Annotated in this window: 15 protein-coding genes and 4 pseudogenes; 13 read left to right on the forward strand and 6 right to left on the reverse strand. The window is 53.4% G+C overall.

Annotation, left to right across the window (positions count from 1 at the left end; all coding sequences use genetic code 11):
* Window positions 1-254: 254 nt before the first annotated feature.
* Entirely contained in the window at window positions 255-608 is a 354-nt protein-coding gene (locus BM348_RS21705; RefSeq protein WP_217642046.1) for an SWIM zinc finger family protein, read from the reverse strand.
* On the reverse strand, window positions 608-994 hold the full coding sequence (locus BM348_RS18860; RefSeq protein WP_092907424.1) for a hypothetical protein: 387 nt from the start codon (window positions 992-994) through the stop codon (window positions 608-610). The genes BM348_RS21705 and BM348_RS18860 overlap by 1 nt, the downstream gene beginning before the upstream one ends.
* Window positions 995-1,108: 114 nt before the next feature.
* On the opposite strand from BM348_RS18860, the gene BM348_RS18865 reads away from it, so the two are divergent.
* The 3 genes from BM348_RS18865 to BM348_RS18875 all read left to right on the forward strand — a co-directional run bounded on the left by BM348_RS18865 (window position 1,109) and on the right by BM348_RS18875 (window position 3,255).
* Window positions 1,109-1,318 (forward strand): hypothetical protein, encoded by a 210-nt coding sequence (locus BM348_RS18865; protein WP_092907427.1) that lies wholly within the window; start codon window positions 1,109-1,111, stop codon window positions 1,316-1,318.
* The gene (locus BM348_RS18870; RefSeq protein ID WP_092907429.1) at window positions 1,308-1,616 is read left to right on the forward strand and encodes a hypothetical protein; all 309 of its coding nucleotides are present in this window, start codon (window positions 1,308-1,310) and stop codon (window positions 1,614-1,616) included. The genes BM348_RS18865 and BM348_RS18870 overlap by 11 nt, the downstream gene beginning before the upstream one ends.
* A gap of 451 nt (window positions 1,617-2,067) precedes the next feature.
* Complete coding sequence (locus tag BM348_RS18875; protein ID WP_092907431.1) at window positions 2,068-3,255, forward strand: orc1/cdc6 family replication initiation protein; 1,188 nt, start codon at window positions 2,068-2,070, stop codon at window positions 3,253-3,255.
* Between the two features lie 772 nt (window positions 3,256-4,027).
* Here BM348_RS18875 and BM348_RS18885 read toward each other — a convergent pair.
* Window positions 4,028-4,381: pseudogene (locus tag BM348_RS18885) on the reverse strand (ADP-ribosylglycohydrolase family protein); the annotation flags it as partial.
* Between the two features lie 37 nt (window positions 4,382-4,418).
* On the opposite strand from BM348_RS18885, the gene BM348_RS18890 reads away from it, so the two are divergent.
* Complete coding sequence (locus tag BM348_RS18890; RefSeq protein WP_092907435.1) at window positions 4,419-4,661, forward strand: HalOD1 output domain-containing protein; 243 nt, start codon at window positions 4,419-4,421, stop codon at window positions 4,659-4,661.
* Window positions 4,662-4,742: 81 nt separating this feature from the next.
* Here the strand turns inward: BM348_RS18890 and BM348_RS18895 are convergent, their stop codons facing one another.
* Window positions 4,743-5,003 carry a hypothetical protein gene (locus tag BM348_RS18895; RefSeq protein WP_092907437.1) on the reverse strand — a complete coding sequence of 87 codons (261 nt, stop codon included), beginning with the start codon at window positions 5,001-5,003 and terminating at the stop codon, window positions 4,743-4,745.
* Between the two features lie 369 nt (window positions 5,004-5,372).
* Between BM348_RS18895 and BM348_RS18900 the strand changes: the two genes are divergently transcribed.
* Window positions 5,373-5,735, forward strand: coding sequence for a nucleotide pyrophosphohydrolase (locus BM348_RS18900; RefSeq protein WP_092907439.1), 363 nt, complete (start codon window positions 5,373-5,375; stop codon window positions 5,733-5,735).
* Here the strand turns inward: BM348_RS18900 and BM348_RS18905 are convergent.
* Window positions 5,732-6,787 (reverse strand): HNH endonuclease, encoded by a 1,056-nt coding sequence (locus tag BM348_RS18905; protein ID WP_092907441.1) that lies wholly within the window; start codon window positions 6,785-6,787, stop codon window positions 5,732-5,734. The two genes, BM348_RS18900 and BM348_RS18905, sit on opposite strands and share 4 nt — an antisense overlap.
* 117 nt (window positions 6,788-6,904) lie before the next feature.
* On the opposite strand from BM348_RS18905, the gene BM348_RS21710 reads away from it, so the two are divergent.
* The 3 genes from BM348_RS21710 (at window position 6,905) to BM348_RS18920 (ending at window position 13,143) form a co-directional block, all read left to right on the forward strand.
* Window positions 6,905-7,969, forward strand: coding sequence for an HNH endonuclease (locus BM348_RS21710; protein WP_217642044.1), 1,065 nt, complete (start codon window positions 6,905-6,907; stop codon window positions 7,967-7,969).
* Window positions 7,970-8,242: 273 nt separating this feature from the next.
* Window positions 8,243-11,827, forward strand: coding sequence for an McrB family protein (locus tag BM348_RS18915; RefSeq protein WP_175507260.1), 3,585 nt, complete (start codon window positions 8,243-8,245; stop codon window positions 11,825-11,827).
* Window positions 11,824-13,143: an McrC family protein gene (locus BM348_RS18920; RefSeq protein WP_092907445.1), complete on the forward strand. Its 1,320-nt coding sequence runs from the start codon at window positions 11,824-11,826 to the stop codon at window positions 13,141-13,143. The genes BM348_RS18915 and BM348_RS18920 overlap by 4 nt, the downstream gene beginning before the upstream one ends.
* A 204-nt stretch (window positions 13,144-13,347) precedes the next feature.
* On the opposite strand, the gene BM348_RS18925 is transcribed toward BM348_RS18920, so the two are convergent.
* Window positions 13,348-13,650, reverse strand: coding sequence for a hypothetical protein (locus BM348_RS18925; protein WP_245779543.1), 303 nt, complete (start codon window positions 13,648-13,650; stop codon window positions 13,348-13,350).
* A gap of 119 nt (window positions 13,651-13,769) precedes the next feature.
* Here BM348_RS18925 and BM348_RS18930 point away from each other — a divergent pair, with 119 nt between their 5' ends.
* The 5 genes and pseudogenes from BM348_RS18930 to BM348_RS22055 all read left to right on the forward strand — a co-directional run.
* Entirely contained in the window at window positions 13,770-14,651 is an 882-nt protein-coding gene (locus BM348_RS18930) for a DUF4238 domain-containing protein (protein WP_092907447.1), read from the forward strand.
* Window positions 14,652-14,720: 69 nt separating this feature from the next.
* The gene (locus BM348_RS18935) at window positions 14,721-15,617 is read left to right on the forward strand and encodes a TIGR02391 family protein (RefSeq protein ID WP_092907449.1); all 897 of its coding nucleotides are present in this window, start codon (window positions 14,721-14,723) and stop codon (window positions 15,615-15,617) included.
* 202 nt (window positions 15,618-15,819) lie between these two features.
* Window positions 15,820-16,008 (forward strand): annotated as a pseudogene (locus tag BM348_RS21715) (TFIIB-type zinc ribbon-containing protein); the annotation flags it as partial.
* Window positions 15,997-16,343: pseudogene (locus tag BM348_RS22500) on the forward strand (hypothetical protein); the annotation flags it as partial. The pseudogenes BM348_RS21715 and BM348_RS22500, both read left to right, overlap by 12 nt.
* 29 nt (window positions 16,344-16,372) lie before the next feature.
* Window positions 16,373-18,519: pseudogene (locus BM348_RS22055) on the forward strand (DUF1156 domain-containing protein); the annotation flags it as partial.
* Window positions 18,520-18,590: the final 71 nt, after the last annotated feature.

An 18,590-nucleotide genomic window follows, 5' to 3' on the forward strand; every position in this document is an offset into this window, starting at 1 on the left:
TCCGCTTTATTCCGCTCCCGTTGCTGTGTTTCGAGGCTGTAACTCCCACGGTAGTGCTCAAGAAACGTCTCAAGATCGTTCCATCCGCCCCGGCCACAAACCAGTAACGGATCGACATCGGCGGACGCAAGCGCAGTCGCCTAGATCCGTCGGAAATCAGGGGGTCCAAGATGTGACCAGCTGACGTCGTCTGTCTCCTCGTGTATCTCGGCGGCGACCGATCGGATCCACCGCCAGATCGAGCGCGTACTCGCTCATTCGGACCACACCGGGTTTCCGGAGGAAACGAACGCGCCTAACTGGTCGTCGACGGCGTTGGGATCGACCCACGACGGGATTGGTTTCGCCCCGATGGCGAACAGAACCCGACGAATGTGCTTGCAACCGCCGTCTGGGCGTCGGTGTTTTTGATCGTCACAGCTGCATCGAGCGTCTGCCGGGGCGTCGATATCGACGATGTACTCGCGCCCGCTTGCGCTCGTGACTTCGAACATGCCGTCGGCGTCGCGAACGATCCCGGTGTCCTCGATCACAGTCATAGGGGTCGTGAGCGCGCGGCCGTCGCGATCATCAAGGATCTCGAGGCCGGTAGTCTTCGCAACCGCCATTATAGTTCCTGCACCCCAGTTGACTCGCCGCCGCCGAAGTCCGCGGGCTCGGACCGCGTCGGTCCGTCACGGGTCTGCTCGCGTTCGTGTGCGTATACCTCGAGTTCGTCCGCGGCCGCTCGAAACGCAGCCGCAACCTGTTTCGGGTGGACACCAGCGTCGATGGCGTCGTAGCCGTAGTCGGCCACGACGTCCTCGACGTCTGTCCTGCTATCTGGCTCGTAGTTCACGCCGGGCGTCCGACACATCGTCTGGCCACCGTCGGCCACCAAGATCCCGTCGGACTCGGCTTCGGACCCGGTGACCGACTCCGCAACCGCGTGCTCGTGGAGACGCCGTTCGGCCATCTCGAAAGCCGCCTCGGAACTCGAGCGCCAGAAGATCATCACGAAAGAGCGCGGCGAAGATGAGATGTTGGTTGATCTGAACACCGACGGCATCGAGGCGGTCCGGAAGGCTGCGGCCGAACGTGAAAAGACCGAGCAACTCATGGAGGAAATATGAGCGATACAACAGCCCAGACCTACCCGTGCCCGTCTCCAGACGATTGCAAATTCACTGCCGGCGGCACGGCCGAGGTCGCAGAACATGTGAATGACGAACATTCCGGCGAATTTGCTCGGGACGACTGGCCGGACACGCCGGCCGCCTCGAACACCGATCGCGAAAACGAGGATAACGAGGAGGGTGACGATCCCGATGACTGCTGACGACCTCGAGCGATTGAAGGAGTTCGCCAGCGAGCGGTGGGACGACCGGTGGACGATTACGCAAAAGCACTTCGCGGACGGCACGACGAAACAAACGGCGTGGCGGACGTTCGGCCCGGTCGAAACCGATGACGACGGGCAGGTGTTCGACGTCGAACGCATCCAACTCGATGGTGACGAGGTCCTTCATGATCGCGTGCACCAGCGCAACGACGATGTCGTTGAGATCCTCAACTACGAGATCTGCAACCCCGACGATATCTCGGGACTCGACACTCCCGAACACACCCAAAAATAAGGTATTCGCTCTTGCGTAGCACATTGTTGATACGGAGCAGCCCTGCGATTCTGCAGCGAGTACATAAATCGCGAACTTACATCTCAGTGACTCTGCCGGGCAGATATTGACTCGAGCCGACGATGGGAAGCTGTATCAACAATCTCCGCCACAAGAGCGGTTCAACTATTTTACTCTATGCCCATAACTTTCGTCACTCATTATAATTTCTGAGGACATCGTGAACGACGGGATTCTCTCGCTATTGAAGATAGATCACCGTAAACTGGGGCGTGCTGACCTGCGCAGGCAGCCCGGGTTAGCCACTGCTGGATCAACTACCCGTACGGAACGACGTAAAGAAACCCACAGATTACAGCGGAAGTAGTGGGGTTAGACATATATAAATAATCACCCTCAGCGGAAGCAGCGGAACCAAAGGTTAAGGTTCTGTCATCCAATACCTTACCCAATGAGCGACTTCAGTTTCGAGCCTACCGGTCGAATCTTCAAAGAGCGGGCCGCGTTGCTCGAGGAGTGGACGCCTGACACACTTGTCGGTCGCGACCAAGAACTCCAGCAGTATCACGCAGCCCTGCAACCGGTAATCGAAGCCGAAACACCGTCGAACATCTTTCTCTATGGGAAAAGCGGTGTTGGAAAGACCGCTGCAACTCGATTCCTCTTAGATCAACTCGAGGACAGCGCCGCCGATGTCGACCGGGTAGACCTCCACACCGTCGAAATCAACTGTGATGGGTTGAACTCGAGCTACCAAACTGCGGTCGCTCTGGTGAACGAACTCCGAGATCCAGCCAACCAGATATCGAATACCGGCTATCCACAAGCCTCTGTCTATCAATTTCTCTTCAACGAACTTGACAAGCTCGGCGGAACGATCTTGGTCGTACTCGACGAGGTCGACCATATCGAAGACAACAGTCTCCTCTATAAACTCCCGCGGGCTCGGTCAAACGGCGATATCACGACCGCGCGGTTGGGTGTAATCGGGATTTCGAACGACCTCAGTTTCCGGAATCAACTCAGTTCGAAAGTGCGCTCAAGTCTCTGCGAGAAGGAGGTTTCCTTTAGCGCCTACGACGCGACGGAACTAATGAAGGTCCTCCGACAACGTGTGTCAGTTGCATTCAACGATGACGTGCTCGACGACGGCGTGATCGAAATGTGTGCGGCCTATGGCGCGAAAGACTCCGGGGACGCCCGGCAGGCATTAGATCTGTTACTCGAGACGGGCGATATCGCTCGCGAACGGAACGCCGAACAGGTCTCCGAAGAACACGTTCGAGAGGCTCGTGAACGTCTCCAGACTGATCAGGTGATCGAAGGAATTAGCAACTATTCGCTCCACGGCCAGCTCGTGTTGTGGGCGCTGACGCTTCTCGAGGAACAAGATGAGACGCCGGCTCGAACGCGGGACATCCGCGGCCCCTACGAACAACTCTGTGACCGGGAGGGGACGGACCCGGTGTCCGATCGGGCAGTGCGGGAGTATCTAGCCGAACTCGAGACGCTCGGGATCATCAATTCGACGGAGATCAATCGTGGGAAAGGTGGCGGGAAGTTCAAGAAGCACAAGTTGAATCAGTCTACTTCGAGTGTGAAAGCTGGCCTCAAGGAACTGATCGGGACTATCGCGTAACACCCCAACCCCACTGCTTCCGCTGTTAGGAGTGACTGTTCACATTCGATATGAATTAGGAGAGCGGATAGTTCCACCCCACCACTTCCGCTGTTAGAGAGGGTGATTTGACCTGCACGAATTGGAGGGTACCCACCCCACCACTTCCGCTGTTAGCAATAAGACGTTCAACAGCACGGCCGCTATTACACCCGCCTCATTTCTAGATTGCTAGGATAAATATAAGATAATGGAACGAAAACAGTATCCGCATGCCGTTCTTCACTAAAAACAAAGACCCCTTTCAATCGAAAGGGAGTCTGCTGTTGTTCGTTCCTAACAGCGGAACCAGTGGGGTGGGTGGGTACTCCTCTCTGTCGTAAGACCATCGCTAACTCATGAACAGACGTCACTCGCTACTCTCGAGCGACTCCTCGGACCGCCGTTCGATGATCTCACTATCACCACTATCTAACTCTCCTTCCTGTTCTGCAAGCAGACGGGTACCCTCGTCAGGAAAGAGTTCGCAAGGAGCACAAGCCGGCGCTCCCGTGACGGCCACGATTCATACTGGCGTTCTCATCTTGCTCACCGAGGACATCGACATCAGCGTGGTATCGCCGAACGGCTTCGACGATACCCGGAATCCCGAGATCTTGATTCCCGATCGCCCAGATCTCGTCGTCGGCTCATGCGCCCAGTACCGAACCCACACCAACGGTACTGCCTCTCAATTCGGATGTGGATTCACGTTAACCGTCCAATCCCGGTCGAACGCAAGTACGTACATCAATCACGCCACCTCAACAAGGGCTTCTGCAAGCCTTTCGAGTTCGTCTGTTTCATCGATGACAGAGAGCCAGCAGTCAGGGAGTTGTGACGCACCGAACCGCGCACCAGCAACCGCACCTGCAATAGCACCGATCGTATCAGTATCACCATCACGATTAACCGCAGTCACAATCGCTTTCTCAGTACTTCCAGCGAGTAGTCCGTCGTAGAGGGCCGTTTGCAGCGAATGGACAACATATCCGGATGTTTCGAGTGCTCTTGGCGAGCCCCCGTCGGCGAGGGGTTCGATGGCGGTCATGAGTTCGGCCGGTGCATCTTCTGCGACGTAATCGAGCGCCTCCTGCAGCGGCGTGTCGATCTGGACCCGCGACCGGCCGCTGCGGAACAACACCATGATTCGAATCGTGGACAGGATTCGTCAATACTGTGACAGTCAACTTGAACCGTTCGTCGATGCGCTCGAGGAGGAGGGACTCAGCCAAGGCGAGTATCAACTCCATCAGTGGGTCGATATTGAAGCGCTGGAACGACTCATTGAGTCAGCAGACGCTGATCTTGAAGTTCGATTCTCGGTTGCTGAGTTCCAGATCCTTGTTACGCAGTCTGAGGTGCAGGTAGCCTCGAGTCCGTCGTAGGAAGACAAGAGGATTGCTCACAATACGAATGGATCCGAGAAGATATAGATTCGTTCGGTAGAATCGACGGCGGTCGCCTGCTTAGTTTTCAGGCTCCGTTATACGGAGTTCGCCGGTAACTTCGTAGAGGTAGCCGCGGTCGATCAGTCGGGATAGTGCATGGGTTGCATCTCCGGCTTCGAGGTCCACCTGTTCAGAATCACGAAGGACCTCGAGTGCGTGTTCTCGCGAAATTGACTGCCCGCTTTCCACTGCTGTGTTGCGACTGTGGGTAGACAAAATCTTGTACACGTCCGTAATCCACTCTGGAAGCGGTGGGCGTGGATCAGTGAGGTCGGTCATCTCAACGCTGTACTAGCAACTTCACGGTCAACCCACATAAGAAGATTCCCCGATAGAGACTCAAATTGACGTGGGGAGATCCATTTGAGGAGATTCTCTGAACACCTAGAGGCTTGAATTCTGAGTAAGAAACTCTCCTCCACCTGGTTCTCTCGTTTATGGGTGCTCGCTCTTCTGTGGGAGATTGTTGATACAGATCCCGGTCGTCGGCTCGAGTCAAGGTCTGTTCGGGAGAGCCACTGAGATGTAAGTTCGCGATCTATCGTACTCGCCGCAGAATCGAAGGACGGCTCCGCATCACAATGTGCTACACAAGAGCGTTTGACGTAATACCCGCTTTTCATTAGGGGCTGATTCAATAACGAGCACATGACCAACAACCTCGGTGAATTACAGGACCGCTATCTCGCGTTCATCGCAGACCGCGGCTGGGAGGAGTTCCATACGCCGAAAAACCTCACGATGGCAATCTCGGTCGAAGCAAGTGAGTTGGCAGAACTCTACCAATGGCAGGACAACGTTCCGGTAGAGCAAATCCTCGAGGATGATGACCTCCGGGAGCGATCGCGTGAAGAACTGGCCGATGTGATGATCTACTGCCTGAGCATGGCCAACGAACTGGATATCGATGTCGAAGAGGCAATCGCAGACAAGCTTGATCAGAACGAAGCCCGGTTCGACTCTGAGACAGCAGACAAGATCGCTCGCGATCTAAGTCAGTGGCAGCGTTAACTCGCGTCTATCGGCTCCTCCAGATTCCCGTCTTCAAACCCGTGCAGTCGGCGATGTTCACAAAGGAAAATCTGGTGGGGATGGTGATCTGATTTCTCCGGCAGTGACAGCGTCGTCCCATCAAAGTCGGAGAGTTCATCGTATGTTTCTTCACCCAATTCCTCTCGGACGAGAATCTCGTGCTCGTCAGTGATCGAGATCCAGCCGTTGTCAAACGCCCAGTGGTGGAACTTACAGAGTGCGAGTCCGTTTCGGACATCGTCGCTCCCGCCCTCACTCTTCGGATAGATATGAGCAGCTTCGACCTCGGGATTGCCAGCCGGCGAATACCGCTGTGCACCGCAGACACCGCAACTCTCGTCGTAGGCCTCGAGAACAGCCTCACGGAATGCAGACGACCGAACCCGGCGCTGCGTTTCGGTATACGCTGTCTCAGACTCCGTCAACTCCGGGGGTTCACGCTCGGTCTCTATCAGCAGTTCTTCCGTCTCTTCTGTGATTGCTTCGGGTGCCTCACCGAGGTCGTTCCGAGTGTGCTGTCGAAGCGCTTCGGTCAGGCTCCCGTATTTCGATACCAGTCGCTCCTCTCGATCCTCAATCACTCGAGTGAAGCTCTGGGGATAGAACGTACTCCATCCGATATCGTCGTGGAATGCTTCAGAATGGATATCTACCCGTCTCACGTTGGTGAGGTAGATAATATACGGCCACCCCTCGGTGATGTCTTCGACACGACGTCCTTCATCGTATGGCGTCCAGAGCTTCTGTGCGAGTGTGTCGTTTTCTTGTGTCTCCAGGACTGTCGCAGCGTGCGTGTATGATTTCCGTTTCGTATAGAACAGGAGGATGTCGCCGGCCTCCATCTGCTCCCAGGCAGATTGATTCCCACTGACTACACCCCAGACGGCGATCTCGTCGTCGTCAAACTCCGGGATTTCAGGGTAGGCAGATGGATCGACACCATCTAGGACAGTATCCTGGAAATGTCTGTAGGTTCCCTCTTTCTGCTCCCGACTACAGGGTGCGAAAAAGATATTCTCTGGTTCGGGCATACTCGATTCTCCTCACTCGTGTGTTATAATACCGATCCAATACGTCCGTCTCACTGCTAGGAAAATGTCGAAGTAATTATTACTCTCTAACCGCCGAACTAGTTACTACTTCAAACAATGTCCACGGAAATTTTCTTGACGCCTTGTAGCAAGCAGGGTGGGAAGTCTCGAGCATACCAACACCTCCAGAATACCGTTGTTGATGGGGTTGAAATTGAGTCCGAGCATCGGCCATCGGCGACTCAGGAGGACGAAAAGGTGTCTGTATGGGGTGTGACGGAGGGGAACAGTCATCTGTGGGAGCGACTCGAGGAAGGGAATTACCTCCTCTTCTACGTCGGCGACTACAAATATGAGTATGTTACTAAGGTTACGGGCACTGTTGAGGATCCAGACCTCGCCGAGAGACTGTGGCCCGATTACGAACCTGGCGAGACTGGTGGCAACGATCCCGGTGATCCGTGGAACTATATCATCTTTCTCGAGTCGCCAGTGCGTGTCGATATCGACTCTGAAGAGATCCACGCGACGTTTGCCGGTCACAAGGCGAACTATCCGCAGCGGTTCATGCCGCTCAACGATCAGGCTCATCAAGCGATCAGAAGCCGATTCGACTCCCTGGGGAACTACTTTGAAGCGCGGACCCCCTCCCACGTAGAGGCAAGCTTCAGTGGGGCCAAAGAAACGGAACCGTCTCCCGAAGCTGCGTTGGCTAGTACCTCGGAGGCCTCGTCTTCGAGTCCGGGTTCCGGATCGGGGACTGTTGATCGCGAAGAAATGGCCTCGGATCTGCGACCACCAGACCGAACTGAGACGACCGTGAGCCGTATCGTTCGAAACACGACATTGGCGAAGAACCTGAAAGAGCGGTACGACTACAAGTGTCAGGTCTGTGATCAGAGTCGACAGCGGGCGCCAGAAAGCAGGTACGCAGAAGCCCACCACATCAAACCGCTTGGTGGATCGGATCCAGGTCCCGACGCAGAGGAGAACATTGTGATTCTGTGCCCCAACCATCACTCAGACTTCGACTATGGCATGCTCGAGGTCGATCCAGACACGCTGACCATCTCGCACACCTACGACGAGTCCGTTGATGGGGCAACCCTAACCGTTCGCGACGATCACGACCTTTCGGCGGCATTTCTGGATCATCACAACGACACGATTTCGAAGGTCTGAGATTACGACACCTCCTGATCCAAGTAGCGGTTCCATTTCACGAACCGGACAACGGGGGCTCTTGATAGGAAGCAAGTCAACTAACATAGACATATAGAGCCAAATATATGAACGGGCTATTCGTATGCCAGATTACACATGGCTATTTTCATGGCCCGGGGCTACAAGGACCCCTTCCATCGGCACGTGTCTCAAAGTTTAGGGAATTGCTTTTCAGAGCAGCGGCGGGAGGAGCTGCAATCGGCAGTCAGGGCCCATTCCGAGGACGGACAGATGGATTTCGATAGCGACCGTCTATTAAACCTCCTCGAGAAAGAAACGGTCACTGCTTGGGGTGCCAAGGAGAAAGATTTCGATCTGTTCCGGCAAATCAGCCCTGGCGATTCCTTTTTGATGCGAACTGGCAAGCCAGCAATCGTACAGTACGTCCAGCAAATTGATTATACGCTTGGTGGCGAAGCTCCACGCGATCTCCGAGCCGAACTTTCCGAGACTATCTGGGGCAGCGACGATTACGAGTATCTCTGGTTTTCTGAAACGCCGATTACTGAAATCGAACTGCGTCAAGAGGAATTTGAATCGATTATCAGAGAAGCGTATGAGGATTTTAATTTCGATGACTGGTTCCCTTCCCAGAGTACGAACGCAACCAGAATCGATGAGGAAGTCCTCGCGGACCTTGGCGGGGAGCGTACATTTTTAGACCGACTTGAGGAGTATAACGGTGAAGATCTTCAACCGGGCGCATCACATCATTTCCTATTTTATGAGGCGCATGATGCGGCGGGGCTAACAGATGACCACTTCTTCGAGTTTAAGCAAACTGCTGTTGAGCACTGGTCGGAGGTTCAAGATGCTGAGAACGATGGCCGAGCAGCCGTTCTTGATGACGAGGGCTGTATCCTCGGAGTCGGGCGTGTTGGGAATATTGAAGGCGAACTACGAGACGGAAGTCGATACAAGAAGGTCAATCTAATCGATTGGCAACCGGTTTCTGCTGACTCTGTCACGGAACTCCTGAGGGATCTCGGAATATCGTCACCACAACCGCTTATAGATCAATCTCGACCTCATCTGGATCCAATCACTTTACTGCCTGAAGACAAGTTTGAAGCAATTCTCAAACGCGTCTCTGAAGAACAGTCCACGGATCTCCATACGTACTGGGAACTGACAAAGACGAAACGAGAAATAGCAGATGAGTTCCTAGAAGAGCGTACGAGAGAGGAGTTAGAGCACTTGCTTGATCCATCTCACTTCTTCTCCCAACAACGGCGAATGTATCAGAGCGATTTGGATCAGATATTCGATTCAAACAGCGCATCAGAAATCGCTGAGACTATCGAAACGGCAATAGAGAACGACGCGCCAGGCCAAGTCACAGAGGTGAACGGATTTGGTTGGGCAAAAGCCACTGAACTTCTGGCAGCAGTTGAGCCAGACACATATTCAATTCTGAACGAGAGATCAGAGACAGCGATGTCTGTGTTGGGCTATGAAGCGCCAGATTCCAGCACTGCTAGCCCAGAAGAGTACCAGAATTTTGTCGAAGATGTCGAAGAAGCAGTCTCAGGATTCGGACTTAGGGAGACCGCCGAGGATATCTGCACCCACGAGCTGCCCGACTGGGCTACCGACCTCGAGGTCGCTGATTTCGTGTTCAACGCTCACTACAAAGGAGAATACGATTTAGAAGAGGAAACAACTGAATGCCCTGTAACGACGGAGGAGGCGCCATACTATTGGGTGAATCAAAAGAATAACCCCGCTGAGATTGAGGAGGAGTATCTACGTGCTCCCGCAGATGAGAACCCGAACCACGACATCGGCAAGTTAGGGACAGGGGATATCGTTTTCAACCACGTCAGCGGTGACATTATCGGCTATTCTGAGGTTACCGAATCCCCGCAGATAGAGACGGTCGATGGAGAAGAGTACTGCCATGCAGAGGTTTCGCTCACGCGATTCAATGATCCACTCCGCCTTGCCGATGTGTTCAGTTACCTGATTCACGACGACATCCAGACTGAAACATACTATCCGCTTTACGATGAAGGAATCAATCAGGGATATCTCTTCAATCTCTCACAAGCCGCTGGTGAGTATCTCCTCGAGGAAGCTGGAGTGAAATCGTTCGAGACGCATCCCGCACTGGACCACCATCAGAAGAATTCGAACGTCTCAGTCTGGCGGTTTAGTGTAACTGCTAGTGACTGGCTGACAATCCTACGGCGCGGAGCCATGCACCTGTGGGACGCCAACAGGGACGACGGTCGGTTCAGAGAGCAATGGCGTGAGACTTCGCCAGGAGATCTCGTCCTCTTCCACCTCAAAGAGGAGGAAGACAAAGTAGGCGACGGAGTCACCGTCTCTGACTATGGGATATTCGGGGTAGGGATCGTTGACAAGAAAGATACCAAATCCGACCGCTGGTGGTACGACGAGGATGAGGCTCTCAAGTACCCATATCTGATCCGCTTCGATGAGATGTATGTCACCAGTGATGTCGAAGAATTGGATCTTGAAACGCCTGTATTCGCTCTCGAAGATGATGAGATCATCAGTGAGTTTGAGCCGCTAATAGCAGGACTACTGCAATGGAGCGATGTTTCTGAACTTGCTGAAGAGTCGATGGGGCGTGATATCCCGCTCCAGTCCGGCTCCTATGCTAATCTGACTGCAACTCTGAATGGGGTTGAGTCGTTCACTTCATCAGTGATCCAGCGGCTTGCGCCGCATCTATCGGAAGTATCTCCGCCAGAATCGTTTCCAGGGATGCTCCCTCTATCCGAGGACGAACCAGACGATGCCAAGAAATTAGCAAACCAACTGGAGCGAAACGGGCAGCTTGTCCTGTATGGGCCACCAGGAACGGGGAAAACATACACTGCAACCCGATTCGCTCGCTGGTGGATTCACCAGCAGAACAATCGCCCATCCGACCAGCGCTTCCAGACGGTTACATTCCATCCCTCATACTCGTATGAAGACTTCATGGAGGGGTTAACCGCAAATGCGACTGACGAAAACTTGGTCGAATACGAGTATGAAGATGGAACGTTCAAAGAGGTCGTCAAACAAGCACGGAATGGCTATCTCGAGGCCGCTGATCGCGATTCCGCACCCAGATATGTGCTCCTGATCGACGAGATCAATCGCGGAAACCTCTCACAGATCTTTGGCGAGGCAATTACGCAACTCGAGATGGACAAGCGCCTTGATCAAGATGAATCAGTTACCGTTCGATGGGCCCATACTGGCGACCCTATTGACCTCCCACCGAATCTGTATATCATCGGGACGATGAATACCGCGGATCAATCGATCGCGCAAGTGGATGCAGCGCTCCGCCGCCGGTTTGCTTTCGTCGGCTGTCCCCCGGACTACAGCGTTTTCGTTGACGAATACGAGTTCGATAGCGAAACGGCGATCGGATCACTGGCGAACGACGTCATTACGTCTGGTCGAGAAGGAGTTGACGCAGCAGAAGACCACTATCCGCTGCTGGCTCTCTCGATTCGGGCCCTGAAAGCCATCAATGAGAACATCCTCTCGTCCAGGGATCTGAACAAGGGGAAACAAATCGGCCACTCTTACCTCCTCGATATCAAGTCAACGGACGATCTCGTGGCGGCCTGGCAGTTCGATATTCTCCCCTTACTCGAAGAATATTACTTCGGTGATTTCGACCGGCTCCGACGCGAGGTCTTCGAAATCAACGTGGAAACATCCAGTGAAACTGTAATTGACTCCAACCTCTTCGAGTTGAACGAACACAAGATCGCGGATCTGGAAGTAGATGATCTCGAGACAACACTTGGGCAGTTCGTTGACAGTCACGAATTCAACGAACAATGAGCGAACGGGTCGGAAGTCCGGTGGACACGCAGCAGAGTCAGAGCCCTTCCCACTCACAACTAGATAGCTCTGGCAGAAAGATCTCGCTCACCGAGGGAGACCCCAAGTCGTGTGAACTCGAGCGGCAAGATATCGAGTATCTCCGCTCGGAGTGGGACGAGATCAACGTCTCGAGTAACGATACGACTGCCCGCATCACAGTGCAAAACTACGTGGGGATCATCGGCCTGCCGAGCGGCACGACTCTCTCTATCCAGTCAAAAATCGATTGTGAGTTGCTGTACCTGCTGGCCTACACTGGAGAGATCGATGAGGAGCTAATCTACGATACCGAAGACGCAGGCTTTGAAACGGGCTCTGACCTCGAGCGCGTGTTAGCACAACTGTTCGTGAGTGAACTGCAGCGTATCGTCAAACGGGGACTGCAACAAGAGTATCACACGGTTGAGAGCGATGAAAAACACCTCCGAGGCCAACTCCAGGTCCATACTCAGCTACAACGACAGGGACCACAGCCAACACGGTTCGAGTGCCGGTATTCGGAACTCACCTACGATACTCCGCTGAATCAAGTTGTTCTTGCAGCGACTGCCAAAATGTGCAGATGGCTCGAGCCCTCTCCGTTGCAATCGGAGTTGCTGCATTATCGAGAATTGCTACGACAGCAAGTCTCAGAAGTCCCAGTATCGCAGACTCTACTCGACAGTATTGAACTCTCCCATTTGCAGAGCCATTACAAACGAATCCTTCCGTTAGCAGAATTGATCCTCAGTGAAGAAGTTGTTAGAGGGCTTGAGCGGCCTGATAAGCCGTTCCCATCTCTCGTCTTCGACATGCCAACTGTATTCGAATCGGTGCTCGTGACTGCAACGCAAGAAGTACTCGCAGATAGTGGCGTCAAAGTAACTGAAAACGATCTTGGTGAACTCGCCCGAACGACTGACGACTCAGAGAAACGGAAGCTCGAACCAGATCTGGTCTTCCGAGATCAGGATGATCCTGATATAGTGTTGGCAGTCGGCGACGCAAAGTGGAAAACCAGCTCCTCAGTCTCCCGGGACGATCTGTATCAAATAGCTACTTACCAAGCCCACCACGAGACGCCAGGTATTCTACTTTACCCGGATGAAGGCCCTGCTGAACGTACGTACGAGTATACTCAGGGACAGGCGAGCTATGGTCCCTTGCTAATCGGTCGGGCAGACGTTACAAATGGCAGAGAATCAGAGATGGAAAGCGAGGCGAGTAGCTACGAGGAGTACATCGCTACAATTGAAACCAGCTTGGAATCCCTGATGGACAACTTGCTATTTTAAACCTGTTATAGAACGCTTCCAGGACCGTTACACGGACCGCGCTATTACCGTGATTCGGGATGCGTTAGATAACGGTGAAGTGGATCCGGAGGATGCCTGGGAAACTCATGGGTATCATTCTTAGAGACCGGAGAGGTGTAGACTATTCTTGGCGGAGTTGGATCTGAACTTTGTCCGTCGGTTCAGGCCCATCCGAACCGCCTTCTACAAACTCGAAGATTTCCCCGTCCTTGGTTTCGCCAACAGGAATGGTATTCGAGCCTTCGAGAAGGTATGCAACTTGCTCGAATCCGTCTTCAAGGAGTGGGGCCCATTTTGATCCTCGATGATTTCGTTCACCTCCTGTACCAGAATATCCTTCTCGACTCCGCCTTGGTCTCTGTGATAGAAAGCAGTGAACTCGGTGGGTTGTTCGTCGGGGCCCAGGCCTGATTCTTTCTTAGCGATTCGTTCGTTGGTTGCGAAGGTGTACTGGTAGAGTTCTTTCAGGGAGAACTGTTCCAGCATCGTACGTAATACCCAGGAACGCCATATTTAATGCGTTGTTCTCCTGTTCAAGATATCTCCGTGGTCGGGGTGAGGGTGCGTTTATACGGATTCGCTTGTAAGCCGTAGTCACCTAAGATATGAGTCGTGAGATAAAGAGGCAACACTTCGTTCCCCGGTTTTACTTGAACACGTTCTCTGAGAACACTGAGGAGCCGTACTACCTGTATTGCTATGATCTGCTGGAGGATAGGGTGTTTGGCTCTAACACGATGGATATTGCGCAGGGAGAGTATTTTTATGACCTCTCTGACGAGCAGTTTATCGAGAACAAGTTCGCGGATTTTGAAGGGATATTCTCACAGGCTTATGATAAACTGGTGGATAATGCTGACGTCACCACTCTAACGCCTGAGGAGAGGTACGTTATCTCCCTCTTCCTTTCCCACCAGCATATCCGGACTAGGAAGTTCCGGGAGATCGTGAAGCAGGCATCGAAGCACACGCTGGAGACTGTCGACGAGGATGACGTCGAAGATGAAGAGGCACGGATGGCCGTGGAAGCAGGTACGACGGAGGAAGGGGCTAAGCAGTGGCAGGCACAGTTAACTGCGAACGCTCTCGAAGGCTTTGCAGACCTTTTGTATCGGATGAACTGGTTTCTGTTCGTGAATAAGACGGAATACCCACTGTGGACCTCAGATCATCCGATAGCGATCTTCAACCCAATTAACCCGGAACCGGATCCGGAGAGAGGGATTAAGCAATCAGGATCCAAGGTTCACGTCCCACTGAGTACTGATCTTGTCCTGGCGCTGTATGATCCGGGGCAGTATTTCGTGAAGTCGAAGCGTGAAGAGTTGACAGAGAAGGAGCACGTCGATTTCCAGAACAAACTGCAGGTTGAACACTCACACCGCCAAGTCTTTTGTCCCATGGATGATTTCCAGTTCGCTAGAGAGGTTATCGAGGAAAATCCAGAATACGCCGAACTGGATTACTCAGACAGCTTCGTCGGGTAACGCTTTGCCAGTCGGACTTGACTTCTGAGGGAACACCTATTAGCCTCTCGTCTTACTGTTGAACTAAGAATGCGGATTTCTCGCGAATTTACTTCAGACCAGTATTCGAATGAGGCGGACTTAGAGGATGAGGAGTACAGTTTCCAGATTGAGACGATCCTGAAGCTGGATAGTGACGAGAAGAGTTTTGACATCAGCACTCACGAGCGGTATCCCGGTGACGGGACGCCGACTCAGTCTTTCGGTGGAACCTTCGTTTTCTCGGAATGGTCCGATTTGCAGGATGTAGCGGAGTTGCTTCAGCGGTATATTCGTGAGCAGGATAATCAAACACGGTCGATTACGATTCCTTTGGATTCAGGGACTGGCTTCAACAGCCGACTTGGAAGATACATCGAGGATATTGAGGAGGCCACGTTCACTGTGGATGATCACCGGTTGGAGGTTTACGCAAATGGACACCGTGGAGAGATACGGCACTATCGAAGATCTGTAGATCATGTGCAGCAGGATAGGAGAGGAGCGATGGCCTTCCTCGACATGGTCGATGAACTGTTCCAGGATACAGATGAAGAGCCAATCCTTCACTTGGAACACCCAGATCTACGCAGTGATGCTGTCCCTGAGTACGTTGATGGCCACTACCAGAGTTGTGTCCGGACGGCCTTCCGAGTGCTTGAAGAACGGATCCGTGAGGAAGGCGGCTTTTCACAGGACAATACGGGCATGGGGATGGCTCAGGACGCGTTTAGTGGGGACGGTGGACCACTAACGTTTGCGGATGTCGCGGCGGAGAAGAGAGGCTGGATGTATTTGTACGCGGGAGGTTTCGGTGCCCTACGTAATCCGCCGAGTCATAGAGACGAGGAGTCGATTGATCATCAGCGTGCAATGCAAGTCCTGCACTATGTGGATCTACTTCTTAATGTCCTCGAGAGTGAAGTTGCTGATCGTGACGGTCCATAGCTAGATCTCACTATCAGAACTGTTCTCTAAAACAAGAGGTATTGGACCCCTCTTTGAAATTTGATTTCGGGAAAAGTCCCCCTCCGTGTTCGTCTAAGCTACAAGCTGGCTTAATCTACGTCCGTACCCGATTGCGTTTATTGACCCCTCAACGAGTGAGGGGCTCGCTGTACTGGCGGGTTCCCGAAACACGGTGAGAACGATGACAACCAGAGACATCTACGAAACTGGCTTCGACGAAGACGTCCGAACGGAATCGGGTGTGAACCAGTGTCCCGAGTGCGACGGTCGGGTTACCACGAATGCGGTCGAAACGGTCTGCGAAGACTGTCGGCTGGTCATCGACGAACAGCGCATCGATCACGGGCCGGAGTGGCGTGCGTACGACGACGTCGTCGCCCCCACGGAACTGCAGATCAGCCGCAGCGATGGGCTCGGCAACGCTGAGAGCGCTCGGCTCGATATTCAGTGGGGCGAACTGGGGATGTATTCGTTCCATGACGTCGATAGCGACGACGGCAACTGACGCTTCGATCGCCACCTGAACACACTCCCCCGAGATCTATTTCCACCCGCCGCCCGAGGCCGCGACAACGAACGCCGAACCGTCCTGTATCGACGTGACCGAGGTCTCACTCGTGACGCGTACCGTCCACACAATGTGGCGGGCAGCGTACGAGGAACGACACCGTCGATCAGCTGAATAGCGTATCAAACCCGCCGTGAGACGGCATCAGCCCATCGTTCGGTCACCCACGTCGATCAGCTGCTCGCGAACGACTTTCGAGCAGGTGAAAGGGGACGTCGCTGACGAAATCAAGCAATACTACAAGACACCCTGTCCGAACGGCGACCACGAAGCGGACGTAATGTACGACTTCTGGGTAAAGGAATTGGACTGCGTTTCGTGTGGACATACGGTTCCGCTGTTCAAAGACTACCGTGTTGCGGCTGGCCGGTATGAGAACGACGACAAGCACAACGTCCTCTGTCCAGACTGTGGTGAAGTAACGCTTGTGGACGACTGGCAGTCAGAGAGTGTCTGTAATGACTGCAGGCACGGCTTCGTGCCGAAGGAAGAGAATGTCTCGCGTGGTGGGAAGTACAACTGTCCGGACTGCGGACAGAAGTACGCAATTACAGATGCGATTCAGGAGCAGGGTGCTCCTGATTTGCGTCTCTATGCTCTGGAGTATTACTGTGAACATTGCGAAGACCTAGGGGTAGATAAGAGCGCCTACAAGGGTTATAAGTCGGCAGAGAGCTACGATATTGAACTTCACAATGAAGCCACACGAGAGTGGGAAGAAAGTGAAGAACTCCATGAGTATGTTCCCGATGAGAAGATTCCAGAGGGGACCATAACTGCGGCTTCGTCAGTCAGCGGTAACGACGTGTTCCAGCACGGCTACGAGAGCTGGCAAGATATGTTTACAGAACGCCAGTTATTGTCGCTTGCTAAACTCCTGCGCTCGATCGATTCTGTAGACAATCAAAATCTCTCTGAATATCTTCTTTTAGCGGCTTCCGAGTCCCTTCGCTACACGAACAAGATGGTGTCCTATAACACGACTTATAATAAAATTGGAGACTTCTTCAGGAACAATTCCTTCACACCACCAACATACCCAGTTGAAAATAACGTATGGGACGCTAAATCGGGTAGCGGGACGTTTAGTGCGATGTTTGGCATGGTGAAATCGGGGGTCGAATACGCTAATTCCCCAACTGAACGTTACGTGGAAGATGGCGACTCTAAGGAAACAGCAGAGTTTGCACAGTCAACCGGAGAATCTGCTGAAATCTACCAAGGGGACATGCGAAAACTCGATTATGAGGACGAGTTTGATGGAGTCATCACTAACCCCCCTTATTACGACAATATCACTTATTCTGAAGTGGCCGATTACTTCTACGTCTGGCAGAAGGTTCTTCTCGGAGATGAGTATCCCGGGTTTGACCAAGATAAGACGCCGCGAGCAGAGTTTATCGTCACTAATCCATATCTGGAAAAGACAGCAGAGGACTTCGAGTCTGAACTCGAACAGGCATTCTCAGTTGTGAAACGCGCACTCAAGAATGACGGAACACTTACATTCTCCTATCATCATAGTGACTCCGAGTCGTGGGGCGATCTCCTCGGATCACTTTGTAACGTCGGCTTCGAATTGACGTCGACGTATCCCATCACTGCGGATATTAACAAATTCATCGAGGGGGAAGCAGTGACGTTTGACATTGTCGTCGTCGCCCGCCCCATCGACGACACCGAGCCGGCCTCGTGGAGCTCATTCCGCCGCGACATCTACCGGACAGCCCGTCGCACCCGGAAACAACTCGAAGAGAACCGTGAACTCTCCCGCGGTGACATCGGTGTCATGGAGATGGGTGCTTGTTTCCGGGAATACTCGAAACACCACGGGAAGGTCCAGCGCGACGGCGAGATCATGTCCGCGAAGGAGGTCGTCCAAGAGATCTACGGCATCATCCAGGAGGCCAGCGACATTGGCGTCGAGGACGTCTTCATCGACCTGCTCGACACGTCGAACGTCTCCTACGACGACGTGAACAAGCTCTGCCGCGGGACCAACGCCGCCCCGGGGTACCTCAAGGAGATGAGCCTCTACAACCAGGACGACGGCTTCGAACTCGGCACCTGGGATAACGAGAAGCGTCAGGCGTACATCCAGAAGCGCGTCAACGGCGACGGTGACACCTGTCGAACCTCGACAAACTCCAGTTCCTCCGCTACCGCTACGAGAAGGGCCAGTCGGTCCAGAATTACGTCGACAAGTGGGGCGTCGACGACGATCTACGTGAGCTCGCCGGCCGCCTCGCCGACGTGACCGGTGACGACACGTACACGCGCGTGCTCGGGGACCGCGACATCACGAGCTACTAACGCGTTCTCACTTCTTCGGTTTCGCCGGATACAGCAGGCATTGCCTCGTCACCACCACAAAAACTTAGATA

Source organism: Halostagnicola kamekurae (assembly GCF_900116205.1).
GTDB lineage: Archaea > Halobacteriota > Halobacteria > Halobacteriales > Natrialbaceae > Halostagnicola > Halostagnicola kamekurae.

Bases quoted from the DNA above. Each gene is read 5' to 3' on its own strand.
- BM348_RS21705 (WP_217642046.1), bottom strand. From the start codon at position 608: ATGGCGGTTGCGAAGACTACCGGCCTCGAGATCCTTGATGATCGCGAC.
- BM348_RS18860 (WP_092907424.1), bottom strand. From the start codon at position 994: ATGATCTTCTGGCGCTCGAGTTCCGAGGCGGCTTTCGAGATGGCCGAA.
- BM348_RS18865 (WP_092907427.1), top strand. From the start codon at position 1,109: ATGAGCGATACAACAGCCCAGACCTACCCGTGCCCGTCTCCAGACGAT.
- BM348_RS18870 (WP_092907429.1), top strand. From the start codon at position 1,308: ATGACTGCTGACGACCTCGAGCGATTGAAGGAGTTCGCCAGCGAGCGG.
- BM348_RS18875 (WP_092907431.1), top strand. From the start codon at position 2,068: ATGAGCGACTTCAGTTTCGAGCCTACCGGTCGAATCTTCAAAGAGCGG.
- BM348_RS18890 (WP_092907435.1), top strand. From the start codon at position 4,419: ATGATTCGAATCGTGGACAGGATTCGTCAATACTGTGACAGTCAACTT.
- BM348_RS18895 (WP_092907437.1), bottom strand. From the start codon at position 5,003: ATGACCGACCTCACTGATCCACGCCCACCGCTTCCAGAGTGGATTACG.
- BM348_RS18900 (WP_092907439.1), top strand. From the start codon at position 5,373: ATGACCAACAACCTCGGTGAATTACAGGACCGCTATCTCGCGTTCATC.
- BM348_RS18905 (WP_092907441.1), bottom strand. From the start codon at position 6,787: ATGCCCGAACCAGAGAATATCTTTTTCGCACCCTGTAGTCGGGAGCAG.
- BM348_RS21710 (WP_217642044.1), top strand. From the start codon at position 6,905: ATGTCCACGGAAATTTTCTTGACGCCTTGTAGCAAGCAGGGTGGGAAG.
- BM348_RS18915 (WP_175507260.1), top strand. From the start codon at position 8,243: ATGGATTTCGATAGCGACCGTCTATTAAACCTCCTCGAGAAAGAAACG.
- BM348_RS18920 (WP_092907445.1), top strand. From the start codon at position 11,824: ATGAGCGAACGGGTCGGAAGTCCGGTGGACACGCAGCAGAGTCAGAGC.
- BM348_RS18925 (WP_245779543.1), bottom strand. From the start codon at position 13,650: ATGCTGGAACAGTTCTCCCTGAAAGAACTCTACCAGTACACCTTCGCA.
- BM348_RS18930 (WP_092907447.1), top strand. From the start codon at position 13,770: ATGAGTCGTGAGATAAAGAGGCAACACTTCGTTCCCCGGTTTTACTTG.
- BM348_RS18935 (WP_092907449.1), top strand. From the start codon at position 14,721: ATGCGGATTTCTCGCGAATTTACTTCAGACCAGTATTCGAATGAGGCG.